The sequence below is a fragment of the Bacteroides sp. D20 genome, assembly GCF_003436255.1.
Classification (GTDB): Bacteria; Bacteroidota; Bacteroidia; order Bacteroidales; family Bacteroidaceae; genus Bacteroides; species Bacteroides uniformis.
The window spans coordinates 177,679-194,385 of sequence record NZ_QSOO01000008.1; the positions used below are offsets into that span (position 1 = coordinate 177,679).

At 47.0% G+C, this 16,707-nt stretch carries 14 protein-coding genes; 9 read left to right on the forward strand and 5 right to left on the reverse strand.

The features are described from left to right. The first annotated feature begins 91 nt into the window (after nt 1–91). From tsaB to rseP, 7 genes are all read left to right on the forward strand, one after another. Nucleotides 92–784: a tRNA (adenosine(37)-N6)-threonylcarbamoyltransferase complex dimerization subunit type 1 TsaB gene (tsaB, locus tag DXD78_RS10490; protein WP_117652716.1), complete on the forward strand. Its 693-nt coding sequence runs from the start codon at nt 92–94 to the stop codon at nt 782–784. 93 nt (nt 785–877) lie between these two features. Then, nucleotides 878–1,498, forward strand: coding sequence for a DUF4290 domain-containing protein (locus DXD78_RS10495; protein WP_005826977.1), 621 nt, complete (start codon nt 878–880; stop codon nt 1,496–1,498). Between the two features lie 91 nt (nt 1,499–1,589). Then, nucleotides 1,590–2,897 (forward strand): UDP-N-acetylglucosamine 1-carboxyvinyltransferase, encoded by a 1,308-nt coding sequence (gene murA, locus DXD78_RS10500; RefSeq protein ID WP_005833020.1) that lies wholly within the window; start codon nt 1,590–1,592, stop codon nt 2,895–2,897. Nucleotide 2,898: 1 nt separating this feature from the next. After that, nucleotides 2,899–3,435 (forward strand): ribosome maturation factor RimM, encoded by a 537-nt coding sequence (gene rimM, locus DXD78_RS10505; RefSeq protein WP_005826980.1) that lies wholly within the window; start codon nt 2,899–2,901, stop codon nt 3,433–3,435. Continuing rightward, on the forward strand, nt 3,432–4,289 hold the full coding sequence (locus DXD78_RS10510) for a M23 family metallopeptidase (protein ID WP_117652717.1): 858 nt from the start codon (nt 3,432–3,434) through the stop codon (nt 4,287–4,289). Before rimM ends, DXD78_RS10510 begins: the two co-directional genes overlap by 4 nt. A 36-nt stretch (nt 4,290–4,325) precedes the next feature. Then, nucleotides 4,326–5,471 (forward strand): 1-deoxy-D-xylulose-5-phosphate reductoisomerase, encoded by a 1,146-nt coding sequence (locus tag DXD78_RS10515; protein ID WP_005826984.1) that lies wholly within the window; start codon nt 4,326–4,328, stop codon nt 5,469–5,471. 112 nt (nt 5,472–5,583) lie between these two features. Further along, on the forward strand, nt 5,584–6,915 hold the full coding sequence (rseP, locus tag DXD78_RS10520) for an RIP metalloprotease RseP (protein WP_117652718.1): 1,332 nt from the start codon (nt 5,584–5,586) through the stop codon (nt 6,913–6,915). A 132-nt stretch (nt 6,916–7,047) separates the two neighbouring features. Here rseP and DXD78_RS10525 read toward each other — a convergent pair whose 3' ends face one another. Continuing rightward, nucleotides 7,048–7,947, reverse strand: coding sequence for a diaminopimelate dehydrogenase (locus DXD78_RS10525; RefSeq protein ID WP_009038003.1), 900 nt, complete (start codon nt 7,945–7,947; stop codon nt 7,048–7,050). A gap of 196 nt (nt 7,948–8,143) precedes the next feature. Between DXD78_RS10525 and ruvA the strand changes: the two genes are divergently transcribed. Both ruvA and DXD78_RS10540 read left to right on the forward strand, forming a co-directional pair. Then, on the forward strand, nt 8,144–8,746 hold the full coding sequence (gene ruvA / locus DXD78_RS10535) for a Holliday junction branch migration protein RuvA (RefSeq protein WP_117652719.1): 603 nt from the start codon (nt 8,144–8,146) through the stop codon (nt 8,744–8,746). A gap of 19 nt (nt 8,747–8,765) precedes the next feature. Next, nucleotides 8,766–9,758, forward strand: a complete 993-nt coding sequence (locus tag DXD78_RS10540) for a DUF3843 family protein (protein WP_117652720.1) — start codon at nt 8,766–8,768, stop codon at nt 9,756–9,758. Between the two features lie 202 nt (nt 9,759–9,960). Here the strand turns inward: DXD78_RS10540 and DXD78_RS10545 are convergent, their stop codons facing one another. The 4 genes from DXD78_RS10545 to DXD78_RS10560 all read right to left on the reverse strand — a co-directional run bounded on the left by DXD78_RS10545 (nt 9,961) and on the right by DXD78_RS10560 (nt 16,467). Then, the gene (locus DXD78_RS10545; RefSeq protein WP_117652724.1) at nt 9,961–11,124 is read right to left on the reverse strand and encodes a Xaa-Pro peptidase family protein; all 1,164 of its coding nucleotides are present in this window, start codon (nt 11,122–11,124) and stop codon (nt 9,961–9,963) included. A gap of 138 nt (nt 11,125–11,262) precedes the next feature. Continuing rightward, a complete protein-coding gene (gdhA, locus tag DXD78_RS10550; protein WP_005827003.1) occupies nt 11,263–12,600 on the reverse strand; it encodes an NADP-specific glutamate dehydrogenase in 1,338 nt (445 codons plus the stop codon). A gap of 378 nt (nt 12,601–12,978) precedes the next feature. Beyond that, nucleotides 12,979–15,126, reverse strand: a complete 2,148-nt coding sequence (locus tag DXD78_RS10555) for a glycoside hydrolase family 97 protein (protein WP_008665155.1) — start codon at nt 15,124–15,126, stop codon at nt 12,979–12,981. Nucleotides 15,127–15,129: 3 nt separating this feature from the next. Then, nucleotides 15,130–16,467 carry an alpha-amylase family glycosyl hydrolase gene (locus DXD78_RS10560; RefSeq protein ID WP_008665154.1) on the reverse strand — a complete coding sequence of 446 codons (1,338 nt, stop codon included), beginning with the start codon at nt 16,465–16,467 and terminating at the stop codon, nt 15,130–15,132. Nucleotides 16,468–16,707 lie beyond the last annotated feature (240 nt).

The window sequence follows — 16,707 nt, forward strand, 5'->3', positions numbered from 1 at the left end:
AATGTTATAGTTTTGCGCAAAATTACACGATTATTTTAATTAGTGAAAATAATCACGTAAATTTGCCACAATAAAATCAAGAATAAAAGTTATGTCATGTATCTTGCATATTGAAACGTCCACTTCTGCCTGCTCCGTAGCCGTGAGCGAGGACGGACAGAACGTTTTCAAGAAAGAGGACCTGAATGGCCCTTCACACGCCGTTTCATTGGGAGTCTTTGTGGACGAGGCGCTATCCTTTGCCGATAGCCATGCCATGCCGTTGGATGCAGTCGCCGTGAGCTGCGGCCCTGGTTCGTATACCGGGTTGCGTATCGGCGTGTCGATGGCAAAAGGTGTCTGCTATGGACGTAACCTACCACTTATCGGGCTGGAAACCCTGAAAGTTCAGTGTGTACCGGTATTGCTCTACCACGATGAGTTGCCCAACGACGCATTACTCTGCCCGATGATTGACGCCCGCCGTATGGAAGTCTATGCTGCCATCTACGACCGTGCCTTGAAATCGGTGCGCGACATTGCAGCCGATATTGTGGACGAAAACTCCTACCTGGAATTTTTAGAGCAACATCCCGTCTATTTCTTCGGTGACGGTGCAGCCAAATGCAAAGAGAAAATCACGCATCCCAATGCACACTTCATCGACGGCATCCGCCCGCTTGCCGGCATGATGTTCCCGTTGGCAGAAAAGGCAATAGCCGAACAAGATTTCAAGGATGTGGCCTATTTCGAACCCTTCTATTTGAAGGAATTCGTAGCCGGCACGCCAAAGAAACTTATTTAGGGTTTAGCGATTAGGGATGAATACCATGCGGTATCACTACGTAGCCCATTAATCACTAACCACTAATCGTTGAACATTAATCACTAATTAAAGATGCAATATAACACTCAACAAAAACGGATGCCCCTGCCCGAATATGGTCGCAGCATCCAGAATATGGTAGACCACGCGCTGACAATCGAAGACCGTGCAGAACGCCAGCGTTGCGCAAACACAATCATCAACATCATGGGAAACATGTTTCCCCATCTGCGCGATGTGCCCGACTTCAAACATAAGCTATGGGACCACCTTGCCATCATGGCCAACTTCCAATTGGATATAGATTATCCGTACGAAATTATCCGCAAGGACAATCTGAATACCAAGCCGGAGAGCATCCCCTACCCCAGTACCAAAATCCGCTACCGCCACTATGGCCGTACACTGGAAGTACTGATAAAGAAAGCCATCGAATTTCCGGAAGGAGAAGAGAAGCAGAACTTGATAGCGCTCATTTGTAACCACATGAAGAAAGACTACATGGCATGGAACAAAGATACCGTCGATGACCGTAAGATTTCAGATGATCTCACCGAACTCTCTGACGGAAAACTGCAAATGACAGACAGTATCGTCCGTCTCATGGCCGAACGTATTGACCAGAACTACCGTCCGAAAGTGAACAACCAGAATAACCGGAACAACAACCGGAACAATAAACGGAAATACTAAAATTGAATGATTAGTGGTTAGTGATTAATGCCATGCGGCATCACCATGCAGACCACTAATCACTAATCACCAACCCCTAATCACTAATTTCATGGCATCATTTGTAATCGAAGGAGGACACAGACTTTCCGGTGACATTTACCCCCAAGGAGCAAAAAACGAGGTGTTGCAAATTATCTGCGCCACATTGCTCACTGCCGAAGAGGTGACTGTGCACAATATCCCGGACATACTGGACGTCAACAACCTTATCCAATTGATGCGGGATATGGGAGTCAGCGTATCTAAAAAAGGCATTGACACTTACAGCTTTCAAGCTGCCAACATTGATTTCGCCTATCTGGAAAGTGACGCGTTCCTGAAAAAATGTTCCAGCCTGCGCGGTTCCGTCATGCTGGTGGGGCCGATGGTGGCACGTTTCGGCAAGGCCATGATTTCCAAGCCGGGCGGAGACAAGATAGGACGCCGCCGTCTGGATACACACTTTATCGGTATCCAGAATTTAGGAGCCGACTTTGTCTATAATGAGGAGCGTGGCATCTACGAAATCTCAGCCAAACAACTGCATGGCAGTTATATGCTACTCGACGAGGCATCTGTTACGGGAACTGCCAATATCGTAATGGCAGCCGTCCTTGCCAAAGGCAAGACCACCATCTACAACGCCGCCTGCGAACCCTACGTGCAGCAACTTTGCAGAATGCTGAACCGGATGGGAGCTAAGATAGAAGGCATCGCCTCCAACCTCCTGACTATCGAAGGAGTAGACGAGCTGCACGGAACCGAGCATACCATCCTCCCCGACATGATTGAAGTGGGCAGTTTCATTGGCATGGCAGCCATGACCCGTAGCGAACTGACCATCAAGAATGTCTCCTACGAGAACTTGGGAATTATCCCCGACAGTTTCCGTCGACTCGGCATCAAGATGGAGCAGTGGGAAGACGACATTTACGTGCCCGCACAAGAGACGTACCAGATAGAGTCCTTTATCGACGGCTCCATCATGACCATTGCCGACGCACCCTGGCCCGGACTGACACCAGACTTGCTCAGTGTGCTGCTGGTGGTTGCCACCCAGGCAAAAGGCAGTGTACTCATTCATCAGAAAATGTTCGAAAGCCGTTTGTTCTTTGTGGACAAGCTGATAGATATGGGAGCGCAAATTATCCTCTGCGACCCGCACCGCGCCGTTGTCATCGGTCATGACCACGGCTTTAAACTACGTGGCGGCAACATGACCTCGCCCGATATCCGTGCGGGCATCGCCCTGCTGATAGCTGCCATGAGTGCGGACGGCATCAGCCGCATCCACAACATAGAGCAGATAGACCGTGGGTATCAGAACATCGAAGGGCGACTGAATGCGCTCGGAGCAAGAATAACAAGAATAGAATAAGATGATAAAGAGAGAAGAAGTATATAAGATAGGTATATTCAACAAGCCCCACGGCATTCACGGAGAACTATCGTTCACTTTTACGGATGACATCTTCGACCGGGTGGAAGCCGAATACCTAATCTGCCTGCTGGATGGTATACTTGTGCCTTTCTTCTTGGAAGAATACCGTTTCCGCTCCGACACCACCGCCCTTGTCAAACTGGAAGGCGTGGACACAGCAGAACGCGCCCGCATGTTCACTAATATTGAGGTCTACTTCCCCGTAAAACATGCAGAAGAGGCAGGACCAGGTGAACTGAGTTGGGACTTCTTCGTCGGTTTTCGTATGGAGGAAGTACATCACGGCACGCTGGGAGAAGTGACGGACGTGGACACATCGACCATCAACACACTGTTTGTGGTAGATTATCAGGGAGAAGAACTGCTGGTGCCGGCACAAGAAGAGTTTATCATAGACATTGACCAGAAGCACAAGGTCATCACCGTAGACCTGCCGGAAGGTTTGATAGCTTTGGACGAAACAGAAGAGGTATGAAAAAGAAACGAAGAAAAGCATTTTGGAGTAACATCAAGTTCAAGTACAGACTGACGATTACGAACGAGAATACCCTTGAGGATATCATCACGTTGCGCGTATCCAAGCTGAACGGGCTGTCCGTATTGCTCTCCGTGCTGTTCGTATTGTTTCTCATCGCCTCCCTGATCGTAGCCTTTACCCCACTGCGCAACTACCTGCCGGGATATATGAACAGTGAAATCCGTGCCCAGGTAGTGGAGAATGCCTTGCGCGTAGATTCCCTCCAGCAACTGGTGAACAGACAGAACCTCTATATCATGAATATCCAGGACATCTTCCGGGGCAAGATAAAGGCAGATACCATACATTCCATCGACTCGTTGACCCACCTGCGCGAAGATTCGCTCATGGAACGTACACAACGGGAAGCCGAATTCCGCAAGCAGTACGAGGAGACAGAAAAGTACAACCTGACGAGCATCACCGCCCGCCCCGAAATAGACGGACTGATTTTCTACCGCCCCACACGCGGCATGATTTCATCTCCCTTCAATGCCGAAACAAAACACTTCGGCACGGACATTGCCGCCAATCCGGGCGAAAGCGTATTGGCCACCTTAGACGGTACCGTCATACTGAGTACCTACACTGCCGAGACGGGTTATCTGATAGAAATACAGCACAACCAGGACTTCGTGTCAGTCTACAAGCATTGCGGCTCTCTGCTGAAACGGGAAGGCGATGCGGTGAAAGGGGGTGAAGCCATCGCACTGGTAGGAAACACCGGCGAGCTGTCCACCGGTCCCCACCTTCACTTCGAGCTGTGGCATAAGGGCAGGGCCGTAAATCCCGAGCTTTACATCGTATTTTAGTCTCCAAATAGTAAATTGTAAATAGCATAATAGTAAATGAAACAGATTGCCATACTCGGTTCTACCGGTTCCATCGGTACACAAGCGTTGCAGGTCATCGAAGAACATCCCGACCAGTACGAAGCATACGTATTGACCGCCAATAACCGCGTAGAGGAACTCATAGCCCAGGCACGCAGATTCAAGCCTGAGGCAGTGGTAATAGCCAACGAATCGAAATACACGCAACTGAAAGAAGCGCTTGCCGACCTACCTATCAAGGTATATGCCGGCGCAGATGCCCTCTGCCAGATTGTGACCGAAAATCCCATTGATATGGTATTGACCGCCATGGTGGGATATGCAGGGCTGAAGCCCACCATGAATGCCATCCGAGCCCGTAAGCCGATAGCCCTTGCCAACAAAGAGACGCTGGTGGTGGCGGGAGAGCTCATCAATGACCTGGCACGCTTCAGCGGTGTCCCCATCCTACCCGTCGACTCCGAGCACTCCGCCGTTTTCCAGTGCCTGGCCGGTGAGATAGGCAACCAAATAGAAAAAGTGATACTGACTGCCTCCGGAGGTCCGTTCCGCACCTGCACTATGGAGCAACTAACAACCGTCACCAAAGCGCAAGCACTGAAACACCCCAACTGGGACATGGGCGCCAAAATCACGATAGACTCTGCTTCCATGATGAACAAAGGGTTCGAGGTAATCGAAGCCAAATGGCTGTTCGGTGTACGTCCCGACCAGATAGAAGTCGTGGTACACCCGCAATCCGTCATCCACTCCATGGTACAGTTTGAGGACGGTGCCGTGAAAGCACAACTGGGAATGCCGGACATGCGCCTGCCCATCCAATATGCCTTCTCCTATCCCGACCGGTTGAAAGCCTCTTTCCCGCGCCTGGACTTCAAGCTGTGCACGGAACTGACGTTCGAGCAACCGGATACCACCCGTTTCCGTAACCTCGCCCTGGCCTACGAAGCGCTACATCGTGCAGGCAATATGCCTTGCATTGTCAATGCCGCCAATGAAGTGGTGGTAGCTGCCTTCCTGCAGGACAAAATTTCGTTCCTTGGCATGAGTGAAGTAATAGAAAAGACCATGTCGCGCGTATCCTACTTACAGAAGCCCACCTATGAAGACTATGTGGCTACGGATGCCGAAGCCCGACGGATAGCAGAAGAGCTGATTTGATAGATACACCGGAATGAAAAGAATTATAAAAAACATCTACTCATTTGATACGTTAAATAAGAAAACGTACCTTTGCGAAAATTATAAAAATCGTAAAACAGCAAATAATTAGATGGAAACATTCTTGATTCGTGCCCTGCAACTCATTATGAGCCTCTCGTTGCTCGTTATTGTTCATGAGGGGGGGCACTTCCTTTTTGCGCGTCTGTTCAAGACGCGGGTAGAAAAGTTCTGCTTATTCTTTGACCCTTGGTTCACATTATTCAAGTTCAAGCCCAAACACAGTGACACGGAATATGGTATCGGGTGGCTACCCTTAGGTGGTTATGTAAAAATAGCAGGTATGATAGACGAATCTATGGATACCGAACAGATGAAGCAACCCATGCAGCCATGGGAGTTCCGTGCCAAACCGGCATGGCAACGCCTGCTGATTATGGTAGGCGGTGTATTGTTCAACTTCCTGCTCGCATTGTTCATCTATTCCATGATACTTTTTACTTGGGGCGACGAATATATACCAGTACAAAAAGCCCCATTGGGTATGGATTTTAACGAAACAGCCAAAGCCATAGGCTTCCGCGACGGCGATATCCTAATATCTGCCGACGGGGTACCGTTCGAACGCTATGATGGCGACCTGCTGACCAGTATTGTCGATGCTCGCCAGGTAAGCGTATTGCGTGATGGGGAAGCTGCTTCAGTCTACATCCCCGAAGACATGATGAACCGCTTGCTGGCAGACAGCGTGCGTTTCGCCAGTTTCCGTTTCCCTTATGTAGTCGACAGCCTGATTGTAGGATACCCTGCCGCTTCCGCCGGTCTGCAAGTGGGCGACAGCATCACCCACTTGGATGGAAAGTCAATAAGCTACTACGACTTCAAAGAAGAGATGCTGAAGCGCAAGAAAGCCAATGCATCCCATGAGGTAACCTTAACATACGTCCGTAACGGTGTGACAGACACCTTGAGCATGATGACCAATGCCGACTATGAAATAGGCGTAGCAGCACGTACGGCAACCGACAAACTGCTGCCCGTTGTCCGCAAGGAATACAGTTTCCTTTCCTCTTTCCCTGCCGGCGTATCTTTGGGGGTAAAGACTCTGAAAGGCTACGTAGGCCAGATGAAATATCTCTTCTCCAAGGAAGGAGCCAAGCAACTCGGAGGTTTCGGAACCATCGGCAGTATTTTCCCCGCCACGTGGGACTGGCACCAGTTCTGGTACATGACGGCATTCCTCTCCATCATCCTTGCCTTTATGAATATTCTGCCCATCCCCGCACTGGACGGCGGACATGTGTTATTCCTCATTTACGAAATCATTGCACGCCGCAAGCCCAGCGACAAGTTTATGGAACGTGCGCAGATGGTGGGCATGTTCCTCTTGTTCGGTTTGCTGATTTGGGCAAACTTCAACGATATACTGAGGTATTTCTTTTAAAGAACAAGACATAAAAAAACGCATCATCCATTCGCAGTAGAACGGATGATGCATTTACATCAAACAGATGATGTGTTCGGGGCAAGCAGACGATGCGTTTGAGCCAAACACATCATCTGTTTTTTCTGTGTCTTATACCAAATGGCCGATCCACTCTTCTCTATCGCCCGGAAGCAGGTCTATTACCGGAACTTCAACCATTGTATAGCAACCCGGCTGCTGACGCATAGCGGCACGCGCCACACATACCAGCACTTGTGCCGTGAGGGCAGGATTGTTAATACGCATGTTGAACTCAAATAGCTGGTTCTGCGTCTTGCCGGACACACCCTTACGGGTCAAGTTTACCCCATGACCCATATCGAGCAGTGCATCCACACTCGGAACCAATTTTACATGTGTTTCGTCATTCACGAAGTACGGGTCGGCTTTGATGGCTGCAGCCACCTTGTCAAATTCGTAGCCATCCTTCAACTCGATGTACACCATACGACGGTGAATACCGGTTCCCGTGGGAATAGTCATGGAAAGGGCGGCTTTCACACCTTCGATGGCCTTTACAGCCACCGTATGTCCCATGCTCATGCCCGGACCAAAATTAGTATAGGTAATGCCCTTCGGAGCAATGGCTTCCAGCATGGTGCGGACAATGGAGTCACTACCCGGGTCCCAGCCGGCAGAAATGATGGATACCGTATTATGCTTTTTAGCCTCTGCATCCAGTGTGCGGCGCAAGGCAGTGATACCCGTATGGATATCGAAACTGTCCACAGTATGAATGCCTAAAGCAAGGATCTCCTTTGCATACTCTTCCACTTTGCGGGTAGGCGTACAAAGGATAGCAACATCCACGTCTTTCAGTTCCTTGATATTCTTCACAACGGGATATGCACCCAGTTCCGCAGGACAGTTTTCAGCTCCGGCACGGCGCACTACACCGGCAATTTCGAAATCGGGAGCTGCTTGCAGGGCTTCGAACACATAGTGCCCGATATTGCCATAGCCAACAATGGCTGCTCTTACTTTTTTCATTCTTTTTATGAGTTTATTTATCAGTTTTCTACTTTATCGGCGCAAAAGTAAGCATTTTAATTTATTATACCGGCAGAACTCACTGCTGTTTTACACAGTTTTTTCTTTTTTTAGTGAGTGAAAGTCCAATAATAATTCATACATTCGCAGATGATATGTGCGCAAGGTGCATTTTGGGCCAACAAGTAAAAGAATTATGATAGAATACATCAGAGGCGGAATTGCCGAACTAAGTCCGGCAACTGCAATAATAGACTGTAACGGACTGGGATACGGTGTCAATATTTCATTGAACACGTATGCTGCCATCCAGGGTAAAAAAGAATGCAAATTATATGTATACGAAGCTATCCGTGAAGACGCCTATGTCCTCTACGGATTCGCCGACAAGCAGGAACGCGAACTATTCCTGCTGCTCATCTCCGTGTCAGGCATCGGCGGAAATACAGCCCGCATGATTCTCTCGGCACTCTCGCCATCCGAACTGATAAATGTCATCAGCACGGAAAACGCCACTCTACTGAAAACAGTCAAGGGTATCGGGCTAAAAACAGCACAACGGGTGATTGTGGATTTGAAAGACAAAATCAAGACCGGCAGCGTTGCCACCGGCAACGCAGGGACCATAGGTACACTGGTATCGGCAGCCAACGTACAAGTACAAGAAGAAGCCGTAGCCGCCCTTACCATGCTGGGCTTTGCACAAGCCCCCTCACAAAAAGTAGTGCTTGCCATTTTGAAGGAAGAACCAAGCGCACCGGTGGAACAAGTCATCAAATTGGCATTAAAAAGACTATAATATTTATCTAAAACAAATCATGACAACAATCAACATGCAATATTGGTTGGGGGCCAATGAACGCACCCACGTACTGCCAACGGACAAATGGTACCTCGACTTTGCCACAAGCATCCTGCCCCTCGTCAAGACCTCTCCCTTGTTCAACAAGGAAGACCTGCGTACCCAAATTGACGCAGCCATCTCCCTCGGCATGTACTTTCAAGACGCCATTGCCCAAAGCGGAGGCTGGAAACTTTTCTCCGAAGCCTTTCAGGGAGTATACGGAACTTACCTACCGTTCTATCCACTGGGTGACGATTATACGCCCGATGAAATAAATCAGGAAGACATTGCATTCGTACTGTGGACATTGAAATCACAATTCAGTATTTTTGACAAGGAATACACCTTGTTCAGTCCTTATGACAAAGACCTGCTTGCATTAAGCCAAAGCGCCTATGAACTGATGGATGCACGTTTCGAAGAAGCTCCCATCAGCGAGGAAGAATCTTCCTTCCTTTGGGTAATGGGACTTGATTTACTGGATATGCCCATTACTCCGCTGCCGGAAGTCACTCCGGAAACCAAACTGAGCAAAGATGCCGCCCGCTGTCTGGAATACAGCCAGGGGAAACCGCTGCTATACTTCACCGATTACAAGGAGCTTTGCACTTTCTTTGTCGATGTCTTGGGATGGGAAAACAAACGGTCCGCATTATTGCCCGACCTGGAATACAAAAAAGAGTTCGTGATTTATGCCAACGCCAAAGGTATGCTCGTAGCCCACAACGTGGCCGCCTATTTCTGTGAAGAACATAACCCGATGTACGATGCCAAACGCGCTGCTGCAGAGGGTTACAAGATGTTCTGCCAACCTGGAGAGTGTCCGTTCGACCTGCTGAAATACGGAATGGCCAAAGGAATTCTACCCGATGTGGAACTTCCCTTCCTGAAAGGAAAAGAAACACTGCATCAATATTGGGACTTTATAGCCCGCTACTACTTATGTGAATATTATGAAGGCGAGTAACCATTCCGGCATAAAGCCCAAACGGAGCAACAAGGCCAAGCCAACCGGAAAACGGATTGGTAAATCCAAACCTTCGAAAGCGAATAATCAGCTTAACAGAAGGGTGAAATAATGGAAAATGGATAATGGAAAAACAAACAGTGCAGCGTATTTATTGAAACCGCATGGCAATTTTCCATTATCCATTATCCATTATCAATTTTCAAAGTTCCACAATCTCTTCCTTACACAACGTCAGTTTCTCCACTCCTTCCGCTGTTACAACCCAAGAGTTTTCGATACCGACGGGACCAATGCCTGGCAAAACAATCTTCGGTTCCAAAGCAAAGACCATGCCCGGTTCCAGCTCCTGCTTCATGCGTGGAGCCAGCACCGGCATTTCATTGATTTCCAGTCCGATGCCATGACCGATAAACTTGGCTTTTTGAGTGGCTCCCATAAAGTTGTCGGCAAAGCCCGCTTTGGTGACAATATCGATAGCGAGATTGTAAAGGTCCTCACAAACAGCACCCGGTTTCGCTTTTTCTACAACAGCCTCTTGTATGTCCAGGCAAACCTGATGGGCAACATATGCCTTTTCCGGCAACTTTCCGATAGAGAATACACGGCTCATGTCTCCCATATAGCCATAGAAGTTACCCCCCATATCAACCATAAAGCTCTGGCCGGGTTGCAACAGTGCACCGTTCACACTGATAGGCAGTGACGGGTCAAGTCCTTCGCCTCCCAGAGCAAAATCATAGGGGGCAGGCGCAGTGGCATTGTCTCCTGCCAGCAGACTTCCCATAAAAATCTCCATACTTTGTCCGAAGGTACGAAAAATACCCAGACAACCTTCCAGACGCATCAGGCGCTCTATTTCGATGGATAACTGGCGGTCTGTCATTCCCGGTCTATAAACCGAGGGTATTTGTTCGTAAGCTTTAGCATGTGCAATGCTGGAACGACGGAACATCTCAATCTCTATTTCAGTCTTGACACTTCGGGCCTTCCGGATAAGTGCCGTACCACAAGGAAGCACCTCCGTTTCAGGGAAACACGCAGCCAAACGGTTATATTCCGTAAAAGACAACTCATCTCCCTCCAGCATCAACCTCGCAGGTATGGGCAAACCACATTCCTTTAGTAAGTCAGGCAGTTGTTCCGGTTTACGGATAGGATGAATATGTTCCCCTTCAATATTGTTAGGACGTTTGATGAATAAACGGGCGGGAGCATTCAACGGCAGATACAAGTAACCGCTGACGACACGTCCGTACGTATAGATTAAGTTTACATTGCAAGCGATAAGAGCGGCATCAATCTCTTGTTGAGCCATGAGAGAGCGTATTTTATCACGTCTCAGTTTCAATTCAGGTAGTAACATCTCTTTGTCATTTATGGTTTCTCGGATACAAAGATACAACTTTTTTAATTGAGAATAAAAAAAGTACTGCCCCATACCTTCACAGGCGTAGGGCAGCACAAACCACAAATACAAATACAACTAAACAAAGTTTCTCTCTTAGATAATTCCCTGACCCATCATGGCATGAGCCACCTTCATGAAGCCGGCGATATTCGCTCCCTTCACGTAGTTGATGTAGCCATCAGGTTCTGTCCCATATTTTACGCATTGAGCATGAATTCCGTGCATGATGGCGTGGAGTTTTTCATCCACTTCGGCTGCACTCCAGCTGAGGTGCATGGCGTTCTGCGACATTTCCAGTCCGCTGGTAGCCACACCACCTGCATTGACAGCCTTACCCGGTGCATACATAATCTTGTTGTCAATGAAAAGGTCGATAGCTTCGGGCGTACATCCCATATTGGAGATTTCGCCTACACATGTCACCTTGTTGTCAATGAGGTGTTGTGCATCTTCGCCGTTCAGCTCGTTCTGGGTAGCGCAAGGCAGAGCGATGTCCGCTTTCACTTCCCACGGGCGTTTGCCTGCCACGAAAGTAGAGCCGGGGAATTCGTCGGCATACGGTGCTACGATATCGTTGCCCGATGACCGGAGTTCCAGCATATAATCTATCTTTTCGCCACTGATACCGTTCGGGTCGTAAATGTAACCGTCGGGACCGGAGATGGTAACCACCTTGGCACCCAATTCGGTAGCCTTGGTAGCAGCACCCCAAGCCACATTTCCAAAACCGGAGATAGCCACGGTCTTGCCCTTGATGTCAATGCCTTTTGTCTGTAACATTTGGTTTACGAAATACAAGCCACCAAATCCTGTTGCTTCAGGACGAATCAGCGAACCGCCAAATTCCAATCCTTTACCGGTAAATGTGCCCGTAAATTCGCGAGTCAACTTCTTATACATACCGAACATATAGCCCACTTCGCGACCGCCTACACCGATATCACCGGCAGGAACATCCATATCCGGACCGAGGTGACGCCACAATTCCAGCATGAAGGCCTGACAGAAACGCATGATTTCAGCATCGCTCTTTCCGCGCGGAGAGAAGTCGGAACCACCCTTACCACCGCCCATAGGCAATGTAGTCAAAGCATTCTTGAAAGTCTGCTCAAATCCCAGGAATTTGAGGATAGAAAGATTTACGGAAGCATGGAAACGAATACCGCCTTTGTACGGGCCAATGGCATTGTTGAACTGCACACGATAACCAAGGTTCGTCTGAACTTCACCCTTATCATCCACCCACGTTACGCGGAAAGTAAAGATACGGTCAGGTTCAACCAGACGTTCTATAATTTTCGCTTTCTCGAACTCAGGATGTTGGTTATAGATATCTTCGATGGAAAGAAGAACTTCCTTTACGGCTTGAAGATACTCAGACTCGCCGGGGTGCTTTGCCTCTAAAGAGGCCATGATACGTTCGATATTCATAATATTACGTTTTAAAGGTTATTACCTTGTTGACTTCACGCTATTCAAACAAAATGTCAATGAATAACACCGCAAATATAAGAAAACTTTTCAAAACAGCTAAATTTTACGGTTATATTTTGATTAAAGAATGATAAAATGTCAAATCCCCGGCATTCTCTATTCATACCTAAATGGTCTATTCTTTTCCTATTCTGTCAACAATTCGCCATAACGGCATAAATATAGAAAAAATTATAATAAAGAAAATAAGAAATGACGAATAATTTACGAAAAAAGACACAATCCTCACGGACTATGCCTTTCCAATTGCTAACTTTAATTCTTAAATGCTTGTATTAAATCCGCAACATAATAATTACTATGTACGGACAAGCTTCATAATTTCTTCAATCCTTTTACCTCTTCTTTTGTTGCTTCTCGAACACTGATAGCCACCCCTCCACTACTTGCCAGAGGTTGACGCAGCACACTCTTTGACGTTACTATGCCACGACGGATGTCATAGCTCTGCGGATTATCTTTCCAGTCTGCATCCCGACCATCTGCATAAACGGTAACAATATATTTCCTTCCTTCGGGTAAGAAAGAGAAAGGAATAGTTGCCGTACGAGGATGTTCGTCGGTAATAGCACCTACATACCACTCTTGTTTTCCTTTGGCTTGACGAGCCACTGTGATATAATCACCCGGTTCGGCTTCCAGATACCAAGAATTGCTCCAATCCACCGCTACATCCTTAATAAATTGAAACGCATCGGGAAAACGGCGATAATTATCCGGCAGGTCTGCTGCCATCTGTAACGGAGAGGGCATCGTTACATATAGAGCCAATTGTTTTACCAATGTAGTACCCGCCTGACCTTTAGGTTTCGAACCATTATAATACGAAAGTTTTGTCTGGAAAATACCAGGAGTGTAATCCATCGGACCACCCTTCAACCGAGTAAACGGCAAGATACAAGTATGATCCGGATCATTGCCCCCCATAGATTCAAACTCACCACCACGGGCAGATTCTTGCGCTACCCAGTTGGGCCAGGTACGGCACAAGCCGGTGGGACGAACAGCCTCGTGACTATCTACCATAATCTTATAATCAGCAGCACGCTTCACCACATGTATATAATGATTGTTCATCCATTGTGAGGAATGATATTCACTACGGGGAATGATTGAGCCCACATATCCGGTCTTTACAGAATTATAGCCATTATCTACCATAAATTGAAAGGCTACATCCAGCTGCCGCTCATAGTCGGCAGCATTAGCAGCCGTCTCATGATGCATGATAATCTTTACTCCCTTTGATTTGGCATAGGCATGTAGTACCGCAACATCAAAGTCCGGATAAGGTTTGTCAAAAAGGAACTGACGATCCTTACGATAGGATGCCCAATCTTCCCAACCTTCATTCCAGCCCTCAACCAATACCGCATCAATACCATTCTCCGCCGCAAAGTCTATGTACTCTTTCACATGTTCAGTATTGGCCGGATGATGTCCATTAGGAGTTAACTTTGAATAGTCGGTTATGCCGGGTTTAGCCTTATAATAGTCGCTATATGCCCATGTACCTCCTCCACCAGTAAACATCTCCCACCAGACACCGATAAATTTCTGTGGCTTAATCCAAGAAGTATCTTCCAGCTTACAAGGTTCATTCAGATTAAGAATCAACTGAGAAGCAAGGATGCTACGTGCATCGTCACTAACCATAATTGTACGCCACGGGGTATGCAACGGTAATTGCAGATATCCTTTCTTTCCTAATTTATCGGGAGTAAGATGAGCAGAAAAGTTAAACTCTTTATCATCCACATTCAGCAACATGGCAGAATAATCTACCAAGGCAGCTTCATGAATATTGATATAAAGTCCTTCGGTAGTCTTTATCATAAGGGGTGTTTGTACTGTGAATGAAGTCGCTTTAGCTTCATATCCTTTTTTACGTAGATTACGTTCCATAGCTTCGCGCACTTCGGAAATGGCCGCAGTAGTATAGGCAAACTCATTCGTATCATAATCACCGGGAATGCAATAGAGTGTATGATTACCGGTCAGATTGAATTCCGTCAGTTCGTCTTTTACCGTCAGATAATTCATGGTTTTCTGCTCCGGCAACTCATAACGGAATCCGAGTCCATCGTCAAACAATCGAAAACGTACAATCATCATACGGTCGTGCTTTGCCGGTTGTGAGAGAGTGACAGTAAGTTCATTGTAATGGTTACGGACTTTTTCATACTCTCCCCATACAGGCATCCAAGTTTCATCAAAAGTAGAATTTGTTGCATCAAGAATCCGGAAGCCATTTGACAAATCCGCTTCTTCCATAAGTATTCCCAAGGCAGAAGGTTCTACAACCGGCTCTCCTTTGTAATATAAGCTATAGACCGGCCCCCCCTCGGAATCAAGCACAACATTGAGTTTCAGATTCCCATTGGGAGATGACAATTCGTGTGCCATCGCCACACAAGCAATTCCCAGAAATACAACTGTTAATAATACATGTTTCATATACATCCGTTATTGTTGATATATAAAATATTGATAAGGTTCCATCGTCATTACTGTAGGCAACTCCACATCCACACCGGCAATCACATCGGTCATGGTCTTGCCAGCATGCTCCATAGGTACTTTCACTTGTACAGACTCATTGGCAGTATTCACCATGACCAACATGCCATGACTGCCTGCTGCCCGATAAAATGAAGCGACATCTCCGGTAGTATAAACTTCCAGTTCACCACCACGTACACTGCTCGTAGCTTTATAGGCTCTGATGATTTCTGCCATCTCTTGCGCAAAGACTTCATTGGACTTCAAGTCTATAACTCCGTAATTGAAAAAGTTAAGTGACCGCGGATAGGCTACTTCCTGCGAACTATAAATAAGAGGTATCCCCTCGAGCATAGTCGTCAATACAAAAGCAGACATGGCACCACGCTCACCGCCATAACATTCTATCGGTGAAGCCTCACTTGCCTGGTCATGATTAGTAGAATAGCGTAACCGTAACGTACCCTTCGGCATTCCCTCCAATTCGGAAGTATTCATAGCATAAAGGTCAGTAAGTGAGCATTTACCGGCATAATAGTCTTTCAGTTTACTATGGAAGTTCCAGCCGTAGAGCAGATTGAAACCATTGTTCATTAAAGACGTTTTTCCGCCTTCGGCAAGCATCAGCAAATTATTGTCAAGTGTACGGAGCTCGGCGATTGCTTTCTTCCAGAAAGCATCTGGTACCCCCTCGGCATAATCACAACGGTATCCATCAATACCAATTTCTGTTACCCAATACTTCATGGCATCAATCATGGCTTGCTGCATGGTTTCGTTGTCAAAATTCAAGTCAGCAACATCCGCCCAAGGCTGTTCTTGAGGTTGTACCACATTGCCATTTGCATCCTGTGTATACCAATCCGGATGCTCAGTCACCCAAGCATTGTCCCACGAAGTATGGTTGGCAACCCAGTCAAGAATCACTTTCATTCCTTTGGCATGGGCAGCATCTACCAGTTCTTTCAAGTCTTTTTTTGTTCCGTAACGTGTATTCAGCTTTTTATAATCCTTTATACAATAAGGTGAATTCACACTTTTCAGTACTCCCGGCTCATTTACAGGCATCAGCCAAAGCACGGTAGTTCCCAGGCTTTGAATACGGTCAAGCTCTGCTTTGATGGCAGAGAACGCATTTTCTTCGGCAAAAATGCGGGGATTTGCCTCATAAATCACCATATCCGAAGCCATGTATTCTTCCTGTGGGACGGGAATCGGTTCCATGTCACTCTGACTATCACTACACCCCATACAAGAATGTAGCATCGTAAAGAGCAGTGTCGCAATTATTACTTTTTTCATATTTCTACTTTTTATCTATACTTATACTCATTGGCGGAACTGATATCTGCAAAAGGAGCATCCAAACTCTCCAGTAATGGGCATTGGCAGAAAAGATACTAAGCCTTAATACTAAAAATCCCGGAAGCCAATACTAAAAAACAAAAGAGCTAAGAGATAACTTTTTCCCAAGGCTTGGTTTTTCTATCCCAAGACTTGGGATAGAAAAACCAAGCCTTGGGACATATATCCGCAAGATTG